The sequence below is a fragment of the Geodermatophilus sp. CPCC 205761 genome, assembly GCF_051383655.1.
In the GTDB taxonomy this organism is placed as follows: Bacteria; Actinomycetota; Actinomycetes; order Mycobacteriales; family Geodermatophilaceae; genus Geodermatophilus.
This window is the reverse complement of sequence record NZ_JALPKQ010000042.1, coordinates 1-16,095: the sequence shown is the minus strand read 5'-3', so window position 1 is coordinate 16,095 and position 16,095 is coordinate 1. Positions and strand designations below refer to the sequence as shown.

Annotated in this window: 17 protein-coding genes and 1 tRNA gene; 10 read left to right on the top strand and 8 right to left on the bottom strand. The window is 74.8% G+C overall.

All coding sequences use genetic code 11. The features are described 5' to 3' along the window. Window positions 1-9: 9 nt before the first annotated feature. Both rph and rdgB read left to right on the top strand, forming a co-directional pair. Window positions 10-750 (top strand): ribonuclease PH, encoded by a 741-nt coding sequence (rph, locus tag MY526_RS21095; protein WP_436693926.1) that lies wholly within the window; start codon window positions 10-12, stop codon window positions 748-750. Further along, window positions 747-1,358 carry an RdgB/HAM1 family non-canonical purine NTP pyrophosphatase gene (rdgB, locus tag MY526_RS21090; protein WP_436704997.1) on the top strand — a complete coding sequence of 204 codons (612 nt, stop codon included), beginning with the start codon at window positions 747-749 and terminating at the stop codon, window positions 1,356-1,358. The genes rph and rdgB overlap by 4 nt, the downstream gene beginning before the upstream one ends. Window positions 1,359-1,367: 9 nt before the next feature. Here rdgB and MY526_RS21085 read toward each other — a convergent pair whose 3' ends face one another. The 4 genes from MY526_RS21085 to MY526_RS21070 form a co-directional block, all read right to left on the bottom strand. Next, window positions 1,368-1,946: a hypothetical protein gene (locus tag MY526_RS21085; RefSeq protein ID WP_436693928.1), complete on the bottom strand. Its 579-nt coding sequence runs from the start codon at window positions 1,944-1,946 to the stop codon at window positions 1,368-1,370. Then, the gene (locus MY526_RS21080) at window positions 1,943-3,997 is read right to left on the bottom strand and encodes a glycosyltransferase (protein WP_436693929.1); all 2,055 of its coding nucleotides are present in this window, start codon (window positions 3,995-3,997) and stop codon (window positions 1,943-1,945) included. Before MY526_RS21080 ends, MY526_RS21085 begins: the two co-directional genes overlap by 4 nt. A gap of 53 nt (window positions 3,998-4,050) precedes the next feature. Beyond that, complete coding sequence (locus tag MY526_RS21075) at window positions 4,051-4,239, bottom strand: hypothetical protein (RefSeq protein WP_436704996.1); 189 nt, start codon at window positions 4,237-4,239, stop codon at window positions 4,051-4,053. 96 nt (window positions 4,240-4,335) lie between these two features. Further along, complete coding sequence (locus tag MY526_RS21070) at window positions 4,336-5,937, bottom strand: helicase HerA-like domain-containing protein (RefSeq protein WP_436704995.1); 1,602 nt, start codon at window positions 5,935-5,937, stop codon at window positions 4,336-4,338. Window positions 5,938-6,101: 164 nt separating this feature from the next. Between MY526_RS21070 and MY526_RS21065 the strand changes: the two genes are divergently transcribed. Beyond that, window positions 6,102-8,093 (top strand): putative bifunctional diguanylate cyclase/phosphodiesterase, encoded by a 1,992-nt coding sequence (locus tag MY526_RS21065; protein WP_436693932.1) that lies wholly within the window; start codon window positions 6,102-6,104, stop codon window positions 8,091-8,093. 52 nt (window positions 8,094-8,145) lie between these two features. Beyond that, window positions 8,146-9,066: a DUF6910 family protein gene (locus tag MY526_RS21060; protein ID WP_436693933.1), complete on the top strand. Its 921-nt coding sequence runs from the start codon at window positions 8,146-8,148 to the stop codon at window positions 9,064-9,066. Window positions 9,067-9,087: 21 nt separating this feature from the next. Here the strand turns inward: MY526_RS21060 and MY526_RS21055 are convergent. Beyond that, window positions 9,088-9,168, bottom strand: a tRNA-Leu gene (locus MY526_RS21055). A 120-nt stretch (window positions 9,169-9,288) separates the two neighbouring features. Between MY526_RS21055 and MY526_RS21050 the strand changes: the two genes are divergently transcribed. Together MY526_RS21050 and MY526_RS21045 are read left to right on the top strand one after the other, a co-directional pair. Next, window positions 9,289-9,519 carry a DUF3618 domain-containing protein gene (locus MY526_RS21050; RefSeq protein WP_436704994.1) on the top strand — a complete coding sequence of 77 codons (231 nt, stop codon included), beginning with the start codon at window positions 9,289-9,291 and terminating at the stop codon, window positions 9,517-9,519. Between the two features lie 7 nt (window positions 9,520-9,526). Further along, on the top strand, window positions 9,527-10,024 hold the full coding sequence (locus MY526_RS21045; protein WP_436693935.1) for a DUF427 domain-containing protein: 498 nt from the start codon (window positions 9,527-9,529) through the stop codon (window positions 10,022-10,024). A 1-nt stretch (window position 10,025) separates the two neighbouring features. On the opposite strand, the gene MY526_RS21040 is transcribed toward MY526_RS21045, so the two are convergent. Next, entirely contained in the window at window positions 10,026-10,652 is a 627-nt protein-coding gene (locus MY526_RS21040; protein ID WP_436704993.1) for a TetR/AcrR family transcriptional regulator, read from the bottom strand. Between the two features lie 147 nt (window positions 10,653-10,799). Here MY526_RS21040 and MY526_RS21035 point away from each other — a divergent pair, with 147 nt between their 5' ends. Beyond that, complete coding sequence (locus MY526_RS21035; RefSeq protein WP_436704992.1) at window positions 10,800-11,882, top strand: EAL domain-containing protein; 1,083 nt, start codon at window positions 10,800-10,802, stop codon at window positions 11,880-11,882. A gap of 117 nt (window positions 11,883-11,999) precedes the next feature. Here MY526_RS21035 and MY526_RS21030 read toward each other — a convergent pair whose 3' ends face one another. Then, on the bottom strand, window positions 12,000-12,581 hold the full coding sequence (locus tag MY526_RS21030) for a histidine phosphatase family protein (RefSeq protein ID WP_436693938.1): 582 nt from the start codon (window positions 12,579-12,581) through the stop codon (window positions 12,000-12,002). 94 nt (window positions 12,582-12,675) lie between these two features. After that, complete coding sequence (locus tag MY526_RS21025; RefSeq protein WP_436693939.1) at window positions 12,676-13,170, bottom strand: STAS domain-containing protein; 495 nt, start codon at window positions 13,168-13,170, stop codon at window positions 12,676-12,678. Between the two features lie 173 nt (window positions 13,171-13,343). On the opposite strand from MY526_RS21025, the gene MY526_RS21020 reads away from it, so the two are divergent. The 3 genes from MY526_RS21020 to MY526_RS21010 all read left to right on the top strand — a co-directional run bounded on the left by MY526_RS21020 (window position 13,344) and on the right by MY526_RS21010 (window position 16,027). Beyond that, entirely contained in the window at window positions 13,344-14,498 is a 1,155-nt protein-coding gene (locus MY526_RS21020) for an acyl-CoA dehydrogenase family protein (protein WP_436693940.1), read from the top strand. Next, window positions 14,491-15,162, top strand: a complete 672-nt coding sequence (locus MY526_RS21015) for a PaaI family thioesterase (RefSeq protein ID WP_436693941.1) — start codon at window positions 14,491-14,493, stop codon at window positions 15,160-15,162. Before MY526_RS21020 ends, MY526_RS21015 begins: the two co-directional genes overlap by 8 nt. A 235-nt stretch (window positions 15,163-15,397) precedes the next feature. Then, on the top strand, window positions 15,398-16,027 hold the full coding sequence (locus tag MY526_RS21010; RefSeq protein ID WP_436704991.1) for a dihydrofolate reductase family protein: 630 nt from the start codon (window positions 15,398-15,400) through the stop codon (window positions 16,025-16,027). The last annotated feature ends 68 nt before the right edge of the window (window positions 16,028-16,095 follow it).

The following is a 16,095-nucleotide window of genomic DNA, read 5'->3' as shown; positions in this document are numbered from 1 at the left end:
TCGGCCTCCGTGAGTGCCGCAGCCGCCAGTCCGCGCCCCGACGGCCGGGAGGCCGACCAGCTCCGTCCGGTGACGATCACCCGTCACTGGCTCGACCACGCCGAGGGGTCGGTGCTCGTCGAGTTCGGCCGCACCCGCGTCCTGTGCGCCGCGAGCGTCACCGAGGGGGTGCCGCGGTGGCGCAAGGGCTCCGGCCTGGGCTGGGTCACCGCCGAGTACTCGATGTTGCCGCGGGCCACCCACACCCGCAGCGACCGGGAGTCGGTGAAGGGCCGCATCGGCGGGCGCACCCACGAGATCAGCCGACTGATCGGTCGCTCCCTGCGGGCCTCGATCGACCTGGCCTCGCTCGGGGAGAACAGCATCGCCATCGACTGCGACGTCCTGCAGGCCGACGGCGGCACGCGGACGGCGGCCATCACCGGGGCCTACGTCGCCCTGGCCGACGCGGTGTCATGGCTCGGCGCCCGCCGGAAGCTGGCCCGGCCGACGGCGATCGTGCAGTCGGTCGCCGCGGTGAGTGTGGGCGTGATCGAGGGTCAGCCGCGGCTGGACCTCGCCTACGAGGAGGACGTCCGCGCCGGCACCGACATGAACGTCGTGTGCACCGGCGACGGCAGCTTCGTCGAGGTGCAGGGCACCGCGGAGAACGGGGTCTTCGACCGGTCCGCGCTGGACGCCCTGCTGGACCTCGCCGTCGGCGGCTGCGCCGAGCTGTCCCGGCTGCAGGCCGAGGCCCTCGCCCGATGAGCGGCCGGCTGCTGTTGGCCACCCGCAACGCCGGCAAGCTCGCGGAGCTGCAGCGGCTGCTGGAGAGCGCCGTCCCCGGGATGTCGGTGGTCGGGCTGGCCGACGTGGCGTCCTATCCCGAGGCGCCCGAGACCGGCGCCACCTTCGCGGAGAACGCGCTGCTCAAGGCGCGCGAGGCGGTCCGGTACACGGGGCTGCCGGCGGTCGCGGACGACTCCGGCCTCGCCGTCGACGCCATGAACGGGATGCCCGGCGTCCTCAGCGCCCGCTGGTCGGGCCGGCACGGGGACGACGACGCGAACACCGCCCTGCTGCTGGGCCAGCTGGCCGACGTCCCCGACGAGCGGCGGGGCGCGGCGTTCGTCTGCGCGGCCGCCCTGGTCACCCCCCATGGCGGCGAGCGGGTGCTGGAGCGCTCGTGGCGCGGCCGGGTGATCCGCGAGAAGCGGGGCAGCAACGGCTTCGGCTACGACCCGGTGTTCGTCCCGGAGGGGCTGGAGCTCACCTCGGCCGAACTGGCCCCGGCGGAGAAGGACGCCCGCAGTCACCGGGGCCAGGCCTTCGCGGCGCTGGTGCCGGTGGTCGCCGAGCTGCTCGGACGCGCCTGAGCGGCGCGCTCAGCGCGCGGCGACCCAGCCGATGAACCACAGCGAGAACGCGGCGATGGCCGGCGGGAACCCGAGGACGAGGAAGGCGGCGAACGCCCGGTCCAGTCGCCAGACGAGGCGCTGGCGCGGCCCCTTCATCCGGTGCCGGCCGGTCAGAGGCAGCGCGGTGCGGGCCACCGCGGCCTCCTCCCCGGCGGTCAGCGCGACCGAGCGCGCGGCCTGCCACGCCTCGACGCGGGCCCAGCCGGGGGCGACCCCGCAGACCAGGGCGAGCACGGCGGCACCGCCGAGCACCGGCAGCAGGTCGACGACGCCGAGCACCAGCAGGCCCGCGGCGGCGGCGCCGGCCGTGAAGCCGGCCACCGTGACCGCCGCGAAGCAGAAGACCGCCCCGAAGGTCACCATGAGGATCGCGTAGCCGGGGAGCATCGCCTCGTCCCACGTGTTGCCCATGACGAGCATCAGCGGGATCTCGGCGGCCAGCACCAGCCCGCAGGTGAGGAACACGCGGCGCAGGTCCACCCGCGGCGGGCGGACCGCCCACGAGGTGTCCGGCCGGGCGGGAGCCATCGCCTGGACAGCGGTCACGACTGCACCTCCGGTGCGACGTCGGTCCAGGCCAGCCGGCCGTGGACGTCGGTGCCCGCGTGCCGGCCGGAACCGGCGGGCACGGGGGTCTGGGTGTCGGCGGCCGCGGCAGCTGCCGGCGCCTCCGGGCCCTGGGTGTGCGCGGAGAGACCGTGCTGGGTCTTCTCCCAGTAGAAGGGCTTGGTGAGCAGCTGCCAGGCCGCCTTGTACGACGCGATGGAGTGCAGCAGCCAGTAGAGCGGCGACAGCAGCGCGAAGGGCACCAGGCCGTAGCTGCGCCGCTTGAAGCCGGCGAGCAGCGACAGGTAGATGATCACGCCGTTGCCGAAGAGCAGGTTCGCCAGGCTCACCAGGGTCAGCCACTCGGGCAGGTCCGGCACGATGACGCCGGGGAACAGCAGGTCGGCGAGGAACAGCGCGTACAGCCACGGGGTGGCCAGGAACATCAGCGGGGTGCCGCCGATGAGCAGCGCGAAGCCCAGCGACTGGCGCAGGCCGACGGTGCGGACGAGCTTCACCGGGTGCCGGGTGTGCACGAGCACCGTCTGCATGTAGCCCTTGATCCAGCGGCTGCGCTGCCGGATCCAGTTGCCGACGGCCATGTTGGCCTCTTCGTAGGTCGTCGAGTTGACGACCGCGACGCGGTGGCCGCGGGCGGAGGCCCGGATGCCCAGGTCGGCGTCCTCGGTGACGTTGTACGGGTCCCAGCCACCGAGCTGGCGGAGCAGGTCAGTGCGGAAGTGGTTGCTCGTGCCGCCCAGGGGGATGGGCAGCCGCAGCTTGTCCAGGCCGGCCAGCGTGTAGTCGAACCAGGAGGAGTACTCGAGGGTGAACATGCGGGTGAGCAGGTTCTCCCGCGCGTTGAAGTAGTTCAGCGCCGCCTGGACGCACACCAGGTCCTCGCCGCCCTTGCGGAACGCGATCAGCGACTTCTTCAGCTGGTCGGGGTCGGGCCGGTCCTCGGCGTCGTAGATGACGACGAACTCACCGCGGGCGAAGGCCAGGCCGACGTTGCACGCGCGGGGCTTGGTCTTGGGCAGCGAGTGCGGCACCACGATGATCCGCACCAGGTCCGGCGGGGCGGCGGCCAGCGCGGCGGTCAGCGTCTCGGGGTCGTCCTCCTCCAGCAGGAGCAGGATCTCCAGCTTCTCGCGGGGGTAGTCCAGCGCCGCGAGGTTGCGCATGAGCAGGCCGACGATGCCGGCCTCCTTGTAGACCGGCACGAGGATCGTGTACCGCGGCAGTTCGGTGTCCTCCAGGGCGGCGACCTCGGCGTCGGTCACCTGCTCGACGGTCTCGTAGGCGGTGCCGACGGTGCTGATCAGGGCCTTGGTGCCGACGGCCAGGGCGACGGCGACGTTCACGATGGCGACCAGCCAGAACATCGTGGTGGAGAACCACAGGGCGGCGCAGGCGATGGTCCCGACGGCGACCGTCACGCCGAGGGCGACCTGCTGCCAGACGAACACCTTCGACGCCGACTCGTCCGGACGCCGCTCCGCGAGGGAGCGCACCGCGTCGTGCACGAGCTCGTCGCGCCAGACGGTGCGCAGCGCGCGCTGCACGTCCCAGTCGGTGGTGACGACCTGGCGGACCCGCCGGATGCCGGTGCGCTGCACGACCTCCTGCGCGACGTGCGCCGAGGGGCGGCCGGCGGTGGCCACGACGACCCGCAGCTCGCCGTCGGCGTCCTCCTCCACCTGCAGCGGCACCCACACCTCGCGGGCCAGCATCGCGGAGGGGAACAGCCGGGCCAGGTCGGGGTCGACCTCGACCGGGTCGACGAAGGCCATGTCCGCGCCCCACACGTCGGCGAGGGCCACGTACAGCTGGCGACGGGTCACCAGGCCGCGGGCGAGGAGCACCGCGCCCAGCGGCTCGCCGATCCGCTCGTGCTGCCGGAGGGCGTCGAACAGCTGCGGCTCGGTGAGCACGCCCTGCTCGACCAGGACGTCGCCCAGCCGGCGCTCGGGCTGCGGCAGGGCCGAGCCGGGCGCCGGGACGGCGGAGGGCGCACCGGCCGATGCCGGCTGCGAGAACAGGAGCGTCACGGGAAGGTCGTCGGCATCCCGGGGGCCTGGTCTCAACCGCAGCCCCCCGCGGGTCACCCGTTCGGGGGAGGGGTGGCCGGGGTGAAGCCCAGCCAGTCCAGCAGGTCACCCTCGGCCTGCCGGTCGGAACGCGCCGGCTCGGCTTCGGGCGCCCGGTGCCGGCCGCCGGCGACGGAGCCGTCGGTCGGGCGGAAGAGGAAAGCGGAGGCGAGGGAGGCCAGCCGGGTGGCGAGGACGGTCACCGGAACGTCGTCGGCACGCAAAGGGCCGGGGTGGAGCGGGAGAACCCGATCGGGCGACACGGACGACCCGATCGGGCGACGGCCGCGGCCGGCGGGTCAGCGGCGACGCCGCCGGGTGCCGAAGAGCCCGCGGGTGATCTCCCGGCCCAGGGCGGAGGCCGCGGAGCGGGCGAAGGAGCGGAAGACCGACGAGCCGAGTACCTCTCCGAGCACACCGTCGTCGTCCGCCGCCGGCCGCTCGGGGGCCCGGCGCCCGGACGTCCGGCGCCGCGGTGCCCGGCGCTCGGGCACCTCGTCCTCCTCGGGAGCCGGTGGCGGGGCGGCCAGCCGGGCGGTGAGCCGCTCGTAGGCCGAGTCGCGGTCGACCGGCTGCCCGTAGCGCGCCGACAGCGGGGACGCCGCCACCGCCTGCGCGACGACCGCCGGGTCGGCCGGTGCCATGAGCGAGCGCGGCGCGCGCAGCAGCGTGGCGGCGACCGGGGTGGGTGCGCCCCGCTCGGAGAGGACGGTGACCGCGGCCTCGCCGGTGCCGAGGGAGGTCAGCAGCTCCTCGAGGTCGTAGTCGGCGGTCTTCGGGAACGTCGAGACGGTCCGGCGCAGGGCCTTGGCGTCCTCCGGGGTGAACGTGCGCAGTGCGTGCTGCACGCGGTTGCCGAGCTGGCCGAGCACCCCGCTGGGGACGTCGGTCGGGTTCTGGGTCACGAAGAAGACGCCGACGCCCTTGGAGCGGATCAGCCGCACCGTCTGGGTGACCGCCTCGAGGAACGCCTTGCTCGCTCCGGCGAACAGCAGGTGCGCCTCGTCGAAGAAGAACACCAGCTTCGGCCGGTCGAGGTCGCCCACCTCCGGCAGCTCCTCGAACAGCTCGGCCAGCAGCCACATGAGGAAGGTGGAGAACAGCGCCGGGCGGTCCTGCACCCCGGCCAGCTCGACGGCGGTGACCACGCCGCGGCCGTCGTCCGTCGTGCGGATCAGCTCGGCCGGCTCGAACGCGGGCTCGCCGAAGAAGACGTCGCCGCCGAGGTCCTCCAGCGCGATGAGTTCCCGGAGGATCACCCCGGCGGTGGCGGGGGAGAGCCCGCCGAGGCCCTTCAGCTCGGCCCTGCCCTCGTCGCTGACCAGCCAGGAGAGCAGTGCCCGCAGGTCCTTGAGGTCCAGCAGGGGCAACCCGGCGTCGTCGGCGTGGTGGAAGACCAGCCCCAGTGAGCTCTCCTGCGTCGCGTTGAGGTCGAGGACCTTCGACAGGAGCACGGGGCCGAAGTCGCTGATCGTGGCGCGCACGGGCACGCCGGTGCCGAGGCCGCCGAGGGCCAGGAACTCGACGGGGAAGGCGGTCGGCGTCCAGTCGTCCCCGGTCTGCCCGGCCCGGGCGGTCACCCGGTCGCCGGGGACGCCGGCCTGGACCAGCCCGCTGAGGTCGCCCTTCACGTCGGCCAGCACCGCCGGGACGCCGGCCGCCGACAGCTGCTCGGCGAGCAACTGCAGCGTCTTGGTCTTGCCCGTGCCGGTGGCGCCGGCGATCAGCCCGTGCCGGTTGAGCATCGACAGCGGCACGCGCACCGCGGCGTCCGGGTGCGGCTGCCCGCCGTGCAGGACGGAGCCGAGCTCCAGGGCGGGGCCGTCGGTGGCGTAGCCGGCGGCGATCCGGACGGCGGTCTCTGCGACGGACGGCGGAGCGGCCGGTTCGGGCGGCGTCACGGCGCCGACCGTAGCCGCCGGGAGCCCGGTGCCGCCCGGGCGCCGCGTCCCCCGTTCGAGGGACACCGGGTCGCCGCCGACGCCAGGGGTGCGCCCGCCGACCCGATCCCCTCCCCAGACGGGCCGCGCCAGGTGGCCGCCGCGAGCGACGGGACGACAGACAGATGAGCACCTCTGGCACGCCGGGCGGTGACGTCCGACCGGTCGGCGCGCGTTTCCCGCGCTCGCCCGGCTCGCACCTGCCCGGTCACACCGCGACCGCCGGCCTGGTCGGCGTCCTCCTGGCCCTGACCGCCTTCTCGGTGTCCGCGGCGATCACCAACGCCGGTGCCGCCGCCCAGGCCGAACGCGGCGTCTCGGTCTCGCAGTGGTCCGCGGAGGCCGAGCGGTCGGTGCTCCGGGAGGAGGAGCTCGGCGAGCGGCTCGCCGCCGGTCCGGACTCCGAGCTGTGGACCGAGTACGGGCTGGCCCGGGTGGCCACGCGCAACGCGCTGGTCCAGCTCGGCGCCGTCCGGGGGACCGATCACGCCCAGCTGGTCGACGGCTGGCTGCGGCTGCACCTGGAGTACGGCCAGGCCATGGAGGGCCAGATCGCGGCCGCGTGGCTCGACCCGTCGGCCGTCGGCGCCTACCACTCGGAGCACGTGCACCACCACCACGAGCAGCTGGGGGCCGCTGTCCGCGCGGAGGCGGAGGAGCACCGGGACGACGCCCGCCGTGCCCTCGACTCGATGGGCCGCACCCAGCGCGTGCTGCTCGTGGTCACGCCGGCGGTGTTCGGCGTCGGGCTGGCGCTGGTCGCGTGGTTCACCGTCGTGCTCTCCCGCAGCCGCCGGGCGACCCTCGCGCAGGCCGAGGTGAACCGGCAGCAGGCGCTGCACGACGCGCTCACCGGTCTGCCGAACCGCACGCTGCTGCGGCAGCGGGGAATCGCCGCCCTGGCCGAGGACGCCGGGGCGCCGACGGCGCTCATGCTCATCGACCTGGACCGGTTCAAGGAGATCAACGACACCCTGGGCCACGCGCACGGCGACCTCGTCCTGCAGGCCGTGGCCGACCGGCTGCGCGTGTCCGTGCGGGGCAGCGACACCGTGGCCCGGCTCGGCGGTGACGAGTTCGCGATCCTGCTCCCCACCGTCGACGGACCCGAGGTCGCGCTCGAGCTGGCCCAGCGGGCGCTGGCGGTCATGGAGGCCCCGATCGACGCCGACGGGGTCTCCCTCGACGTCGACGCCAGCATCGGGATCGCCCTGTCCGGCCAGCACGGCACCGACGTCGAGACGCTGCTGCAGAACGCCGACATCGCCATGTACTTCGCCAAGGACCGCAGCCTCGGTGCCTGCGTCTACGACTCCGAGCTCAACGACCACAGCCCCGAGCGGCTCGGCCTGCTCGGTGAGCTGCGGCGGGCCATCGACAACGGCGAGCTGGTCCTGCACTTCCAGCCCAAGGTCTCGGTGCCCGGTGGGGAGGTTCGCGGGGTCGAGGCCCTGCTGCGCTGGCAGCACCCCGTCCGCGGGCTGATCCCGCCGGCGGCCTTCATCCCCGTCGCCGAGCGCACGCCGCTGATCCGGCCGCTGACCCGCTACGTCCTCGCCGCCGCCCTCGACCAGTGCGCCCGGTGGCAGGACGCCGGCCGGGAGCTGCACGTGGCGGTCAACGTCTCGGCCCGGAACCTGCTCGACGAGCGCTTCGTCGACGACGTCCTGGAGCTGCTCGCCGCGTCGCGGGTGCCGGCCTGCCGGCTGGAGCTGGAGGTCACCGAGAGCGCGATCATGGCCGACCCGGACCGGGCCCGGCGCATCCTCGGCCGGCTGGCGGCGGCCGGGATCACCCTGTCGATCGACGACTTCGGCGCCGGGTACACCTCCCTGGCCCACCTCAAGGACCTGCCGGTGCACCAGCTGAAGATCGACCGCTCGTTCGTCGCGCAGATGACGGCCGACCGCGGCAACGCGCTGATCGTCCGGTCGGTCGTGGAGCTCGGGCGCAACCTCGGGCTCACCACGGTCGCCGAGGGCGTCGAGGACGGGCAGACGTGGGACCAGCTCGAGGAGCTCGGCTGCGACGTCGCCCAGGGCTACCACCTGTGCCGCCCGCTGCCCGCGGCCGAGCTCGAGGTCTGGTTCGACGCCGTCCGGACGGTTGCCGTCTGACCCTCGCCCGACCGGGGGCGTGAGCTCCGGGCCCCGGGGGCACACCGTCCCCGTGCAGGTCCACGTGGACGCGGTGACGTCGCTGCGCTTCGACGACGGCTCACCGGTGACCGCGGCCTCCGCCGTCGCGCCGTTGGGGGACGGCTGGCTGATCGCGCAGGACGACGCCACGTCCGCCGCCTGGCGCCGTCCCGGGCGGGTGACACCGGTGCGGGTGCTGCCGCCCGTGGAGGGCCGAGACCGGTTCACCGAGGCAGCGGGGACCAAGCACCTCAAGCCCGACCTGGAGGTGGCCTGCCCCGTCGAGGTGGACGGGGAGCCGGCCGTCCTGCTGCTCGGATCGGGCTCCACGGCGCGGCGCATGCGCGGCGTCCTGGTGCGGCTGGTGGACGGGCACCCCGTCGCCCGGGCCGGGTCCCTGGCGCCGCTGTACGAGAGCGTCGGCCGGCGACTGGGCCTGGCGCCCGAGCGACTCAACCTGGAGGGGGCCAGCCGGCACGGCGACGTGGTCCGCTGGTTCAACCGCGGCAACCTGGCCGCCGGCGTCCCCTCCGGCAGCGTGGCGGTGCCCCTGGCCGGGCTGGTCGACGCCGTCCTCGGCCGGACCGGGGCCGCCTCGGTGCCGGTGGAGGAGCCGCACGTGTACCGGCTCGGCGAGGTCGAGGGTGTCGGCCTCGCGGTGACCGACGCCGTGGCGCTGCCGGACGGACGGCTCGTCCTGAGCGCCGCCGCCGAGGACACGCCCAACGCAGTCGACGACGGCCCGGTCGTGGCGACCGCGCTGGCGCTGGTCGACGGCGAGGAGGTCCTGGACGTCGCGCCGATCCCCGAGGTCGAGGGCCGGGTGCTCAAGGTCGAGGGCCTGGCACTGCGGGCGGTCGAAGACGGCGAGGTGCACCTGCTGGCCGTCGTGGACGCCGACGACCCGGCCGCTGCCTCCGTCGAGCTGGCACTGCGCGCCCGCCTGACCTGAGGCCGGCGCCGGCCGATCGAGTGCGGGAGGCGGGAGTCGAACCCGCACGCCCGGAGGCACCAGATCCTAAGTCTGGCGTGGCTGCCGTTACACCACTCCCGCGTGAGCCCCGAGTCTAGGAGGCGGCGGCGGGGGAGCCCCGGGACGTGGCGGGTCGCCCGTGCGGGTGCCCCGTCCCGACGGGAACGGGCTGGACGGAGCCCCGTCTGGCAGTCTGTCGCCGTGCCTCGCGACCCTCGACAGATCCAGCTGGAGATCGACGCCGCCCGTGAGTCGCTGGCGGCCACCCTCGACCAGCTGGTCTTCCGCAGCAGCCCGCAGCGACTGAAGGCGCGGGGCCAGGCGGCGGTCCAGAACTTCCTGACCACCGCCGCGGGGAAGGCGACGGTCGGCGCGCTGGGCCTGCTCATGACGCTGGTCGTCGTCCAGAAGGTCCGGAACCGCAACGACTGACCGGCCCGTGCGGCACCCGCGCCCCGACCCGGTGGGTCCGGGGCAGGAGTCGGTGTGGAGCTATCCGCGCCCGCCGTCGGCCGAGGTCACCGGGCGCCGGGTCGTCGTCGAACTCGGCGGCCGCGTGGTGGCCGACAGCGTCCGCGCCGTGCGGGTCTGCGAGACCAGCCACCCGCCCGTCTTCTACGTCCCGCGTCCCGACGTCGCCGACGGCGTCCTGCGGCCCGCCGCCGGCACCTCCTGGTGCGAGTGGAAGGGGGCGGCGACCTACTGGGACGCCGAGGTCGACGGCGAGCGGCTGCCCGCCGTGGCGTGGTCCTACGAGGACCCGGCGCCCCGGTACGCGCTGCTGCGCTCGGCCGTGGCGTTCTATCCGAGCCGGGTCGACCGCGCCCTCGTCGACGGCGAGATCGTCCGGGCGCAGGCCGGCGACTTCTACGGCGGCTGGATCACCGCCGAGGTCGTCGGGCCCTTCAAGGGGGAGCCCGGAACGCTGGGCTGGTGAGTCAGCCCTGCTCGGGCCGGGCGTTGCGGATCAGGGGCATGACGACGATCTCGAGCACCTGGTCGATGTAGGCCTCGTCGACCGGCTCCCCGGTGAGCAGCCACCGCTGCACGATGAGGGCGCTGGTGGCCTCCGCGGTCACCGACCGCGCCAGCCCGGGGCGGACCTCGCCGCGTGCCTCGGCGCGGGCCCACATCTCGGCGTAGGCGCCGCGCCACACCGCGAGCGGGCCGTTCTGGAAGGCCTCCACCAGGGCCGGCTGGTGCTGCATGGCCGGCAAGAGCGAGCGGATGGCGGCGCCGGCCGGGCTGTCGATCATCGTGCCGACCAGCCGCATCATCGCCCGCAGGTCACCCTCGATCGAGCCGGTGTCCTCGGGGACGGCGATGGCGCGGTTGAGTTCGGAGATGGTGTCGACCACCAGGTCCTGCTTGGTGCGCCACCGGCGGTAGATGGTGGCCTTGCCGACACCGGCCTCCGAGGCCACGGCGTCCATGGTGAGCGCCCCGTAGCCGACCTCGGCGAGCAGTCGCAGGATGGCCGCCCGGATGACCCCGTCGCGGCTGGGATCGCGGGGGCGCCCGCCCCGGGAGGGGCGGGGCGAGTCGATCATCTGAGCAGCGAACATGGGGTGACCTTAGACATTCAGGTTGAGGACGGATGCCAGCCACGCGTGGGCTTCGCGTGCGACACACCCGGACAGGGGACGCTCACCGACCGGAACCGCCGCGCGCGCCTGCCCGACCGGGTTGCGGCCCTCGGTCATCCTGCAGGGGTGGCAAGCACCGACGGCGGCGCCCGGCGCCGGGAGTACTGGCACGTCCCCGGTCACGCCGGTCGGGTCCTCCTGGGCAGCACGGACGGGGACCTGCTGGCGGCGGTGGCGCGGACCGCGCGGGCGCTCGGGCTGCCGGTGGCCGGCGGGCCGGACCTCCTCGACCTCACCGACGAGGACGGCGGCCGCGGCATCGCCCGGCTGTTCCAGCGGCTGGCCCGCGAGCTGACCACCGCGGAGGCCGACCACGTCCGCGTGGCGACCGACCCCCCGACGCACGGATCCGCGCTCGCCGGACGGCTGCTGACCGCCCCCACCCTCGCCGTGGAGCTGGCCCGCCGCGGGGTCACCGCCGAGATCGGCGTCCTCGCCGAGGCCGAGCTGTGGTCGGTGTACCAGCCCGTCGTCCGGCTGTCCGACCGCTCGGTCGTCGCCCACGAGGCGCTGCTGCGGGGCCTGGTGGACGGCCGCGAGGTCGGCGGGGAGGACCTCTTCTTCGTCGCCGAGTCCGCCGGCTGGCTGCCGCGGCTGGACCGGATCGGCCGGGAGTCGGCGATCGCCGGCGCTGCGCCCTGGCTGGACGACGCCGACCTGTTCGTGAACTCCGACCCGGCGTCGGTCATCCGGCCGCGGACCGACCTGGCCTCCACCGAGCAGGCGCTGCACGACGCCGGCATCGACCCGACCCGGCTGGTCGTCGAGGTGGGTGAGGTCTCGGCGGTCAGCGACCGCGGGCACCTGCTGTCGGTGCTCGAGCACTACCGCTCGCTGGGCTGGCGGGTGGCACTCGACGACGTGGCGGCCGGCTGGTCGAGCCGGTCGCTGCTCGCCGCCGTCCGCCCGGACGTGGTCAAGCTCGGCAGGCCGCTGGTGCAGGCGCTGCCCGACGACGGCGCCCGCACGATGGTCCGGTCGGTGGTCGAGCTGGCCCACCGGCTGGGTGCGCTGGTCGTGGCCGAGGGGGTCGAGACCGAGCAGGTCGCCGAGGAGGTCACCCGGCTGGGAGCCGACCTCGGTCAGGGCTGGCTGTTCGGGCGGCCGGCCTCCCGTTGGACGCCGTCCGCCCGCGTCGTCACGCGCTGAACGCAGGGCGTCCATCTCCGCAGCGTGCCCGCGATGCCCCGGTTGCACAGGGGCACGAGGACGTCTCCGGGGGGTCCGGAGTGCTCTGCGGTCCGGGCCCTTCGACCCGTTGCGGGATCAGTGCAGTCCCCATCCGGTGAGCACCGGCCGGCGGTGCTCGTGCCCGAGGATCCCGTAGGAGCCGGCCGGCAGTGCGAGCAGGGCGCCGGCGGCCGGCTCGAGGCGCAGCCAGCGGGCCGTCAGCACCCGCAGCACGTGCCCGTGCGCGACCAGTACGACGTCACCGTCGGGCAGGACCTCCCGGGCGCGCTCCAGCACCCGGTCCACCCGCACGCCGACGTCGGCCAGCGTCTCGCCGGGGGTGTCCCCGGCGATCGTGCCGTCGACCCAGATCGACCACACCCGGCCGAGTTCCTCGCTGATCGCCGCGGTGGTGCGGCCCTCGTAGCCGCCGTAGTCCATCTCGACGAGGTCCTCGTCGGTGCCGGTCACAGCGAGCCCGGCCAGCTCGGCGGTACGGCGCGCCCGGAGACGGGGGCTGACCCACACCGCCGCGAACTCCCGCCCGCGGAAGGTGTCGGCCAGCCGGCGGGCCTGCGCTTCGCCCTCGGGCAGGAGCGGCAGGTCGGTCACGCTGGTGTGCTGCCCGCTGAGGCTCCACTCCGTCTGGCCGTGGCGCAGTACGACGATCTCGCCCATCGGGCCATCCTCCCTCTCCCCGGCGGTCCATCCTGGGCATGCAACCCGGGGTGTCCGCAGAGGGCCGGTCCGCGCTCCCGCGGAAGCGCCGCCGTCAGCGCCAGCGCCGCAGGGTCCCGAGCCGCCCCGTGTGGCGCGCCGGGCGGTCGTCGGCCCGCCGGGTGCCACGCACCTGGTGCAGGACTCCGGAGCGACGGGCCGGGGGCACCGGCTCGGCCGGGAACAGGGGCAGGAGCCGGTTCGCGGCCGGCCGGACCGGGTCCTCCCCGGCCAGTGGCCCGTCGAGCTCCAGCCGGTCGGCCAGGCCGGCGGCCCGCACCAGCCGACGCGTGGCGGCCGGGGCCCCGACCACCCGGCACGAGCGTCCCGCCGGCGACAGCGCGTCGGTGAAGCGGGTCAGGGCGTACAGCGCCGAGCAGTCCCGGAACCGGGTACCGGCGACGTCGACGACGACCCGGCCGGTGCCGAGGCCGGCGGCCTCCTCCAGCGCGCTGGTCAGGCGACCGACGGTCGAGACGTCGGCGTCGCCGACCACCCGGACGACGACCAGATCGGGTGCGGGGACGAGGGCGACTCGCAGGTGCGGCACGGGTACTCCGGCGGGGTGTGCAGCGACCGCCTCTGGCTCCAGCGGCTGCCCGCGACGCTAGCCCCGACGGGACGCCGTCACAACACGGAGTCCTCGATCGACTGCGCAGCGCTCAGGCGTGTCGCCGGCGACCCGCCGCGACGACGCCGCCCCGCACGCGGCACCATGGCGGCGTGGACGCCGAGGACTTCCGCCACGTCAGGGACGCCGTCCGGCAGTTGGTCCGGGAGGTCGTCGTGCCGCTCGAGGAGCGGATCGAGGAGGAGGACCGCATCCCCGACGAGCTGCGCGCCCGCGCCGCCGACATGGGGCTGTTCGGTTACGCGCTGCCCGAGGAGCACGGCGGTCTGGGCGTCACGATGGCCGAGGACGTCGAGCTGGCCATGGAGTTCGGCTACACCACGCCGGCGTTCCGCTCCCTGTTCGGCACCAACAACGGGATCGCCGGCCAGGTGATCGCCCGGTTCGGCAGCGAGGAGCAGAAGAAGGCGTACCTGCCCCGGCTGGCCTCGGGCGAGCTGATCGGCTCCTTCGCCCTGACCGAGGCCGAGGCGGGCTCCGACCCCGCCGGACTGCGCACCACCGCCCGCCGGGACGGTGACGGCTGGGTGCTCAACGGCGTCAAGCGCTACATCACCAACGCCCCGCTGGCCGACCTGTTCGTCGTGTTCGCCCGGAGCGACCCCGAGGAGCGCGGCGGCCGGGGCATCTCCAGCTTCGTCGTCGACGCTGCCACGCCCGGGCTCACCGTCGGACCGCACGACCGCAAGATGGGGCAGTCCGGCGCCTGGACGGCGGAGGTGTTCCTCGACGACGTGCGGGTGCCGGCAGGCGCGCTGGTCGGTGAGGAGGGGCGCGGCTACGCGAAGGCGCTGACCGTGCTGTCCCGCGGCCGGTTGCACATCGCCGCGCTGAGCGTCGGCATGGCCCAGCGGGTGCTCGACGAGTCGGTCGGCTACGCCGCCACCGCCCAGCAGGGCGGTGCCCCGATCGGCCGGTTCCAGCTGGTCCAGGCGCACCTGGCTGACATGCACGCCGAGCTCCTGGCCGGGCGGAGCCTGGTCCGCGACGTGGCCGCCCGCTACGACACCGGCGAGGACACCTCCCTCGGGCCGTCGTCGGCCAAGCTGTTCTGCACCGAGATGGTCGGCCGCGCCGTCGACCGCGCGGTCCAGGTGCACGGCGGCCTCGGCTACCTGCGCAGCACGCCGGTCGAGCGCTTCTACCGCGACGCCCGTCTCCTCCGGCTCTACGAGGGCACCAGCGAGGTGCAGCGCGTGATCATCGGCGGCGGGCTCCTGCGCGACGCCGGCATGCCGCGTGCCTGAGGCGGATGCGCGGGCCGCCCGGCGGGAGGTCGTGGGCGAGCTCGGTGCGGCGCTGCGCGAGCTGGTCGACGCCGCCGTCCGCACCGAGGTGCCGGGCGAGGAGCTCGCCGCCGTCGCCGCGGCCGCCCGTGGCCTGGCCGACCGCCTGCGCGCGGAGGCGCGGGACGTGCACGAGGTCGCCTCCGTCGACGACCCCGACCTGGGCGAGCGCTGGTACAGCCCGGTCTACGGCCCCGGCAGCCCCGTCGCGCCGCCGTTGGTGGCGACGAGCACGCCCGACGGGCGGGCCACCGGCCGGGTCACCGTCGGCAAGCCGCACGAGGGGCCGCCCGGACTGGTGCACGGCGGCGTCGTCGCGACCCTGCTCGACCACGTGCTGGCCCGGGCCGTGCGCGCGGCCGGCCGCGGCGGCCTGACCGCCACGCTGACCGTCAGCTACCGCCGGCCGGTGCCGCTCGGCATCCCGCTGGTGCTCACGGCGGAGGCGGGGGAGGCCGACGGGCGGCGCACGACGGCGACCGCCCGGCTGGCCGCCGAGGACGACCCGGGCACGGTGCTCGCCGAGGCCGACGGCCTGTTCGTGGCCATGCGGCCGGAGCGCGCGGCGACGGTGTTCGGGTCGACCGGACGGTCGGCCGGCGCCTGGACCGCCCGCGGCGACTAGCGAGGGTCCGGCGACGGTCGCCCCGAAGGCGGCCTCAGGGACAGTTCGCTCGTGATGACCAGGGCCGCCCTGCTGCCCGGGGTGGTGGTCGGTGCCATGTCACGCCGTTACCTCCCGGCCCACCTTCGTCCGGCGGACGTGCTCGCCGTGAGCTCGGCTTCCGGCCATTGTCCTGCTCGTTCGGTCCTTGATGGGGTGACCGATGAGTCCCAGCAACAGCAGGAGTCAGACCCCCATGCCCAAGGTCACCGCACACCTGTCCATCTCGCTCGACGGCTACGTCGCTGGCCCCCGCCAGACCCGGGAGGAGCCACTCGGCGTTCTCGGCGAGGACCTGCACCTCTGGCATCTCGGCCAGACCGACAACGACGTCGACCACGCGATGACTGCGCGGATCCTCGCGCCGCGCGGCGCCTACGTGATGGGGCGCAACATGTACGCCCCCGATCGTGGTGAGTGGGCCGACGCCGCCGGTGGGGAGATGTGGCGCGGCTGGTGGGGCGAGGACCCGCCGTACCACGCGCCGGTTTTCGTGCTGACCCACTACCCGCACGACCCGGTCGAGATGGAGGGCGGCACCACCTTCCACTTCGTCACCAGCTTCGAGGAGGCGATGGAGCGCGCAGTCGAGGCGGCGGGCGATGACACGGTCACCATCGCCGGAGGAGCGAGTGCGGTCCGGCAGGGCTTCGAGGCGGGCGTGATCGACGAGATCATGCTCAGCCACGCGCCGATCGTGCTCGGCGGCGGCGAGTCGCCGTTCGCGGGCCTCGCCAACCTCCGGCTGAAGCCGATCGAGGTGCACGCGTCGCCGAACGCGACGCACATCGTCTACTCGACGCGGGACGTGGGAGACACCTCCTAGTCTAGCTAGTGCCGCGGCTGCCAACCTTTGCCCGGTGCAGGACCGGTTCTCGGCTGGGGCGGTGCCGG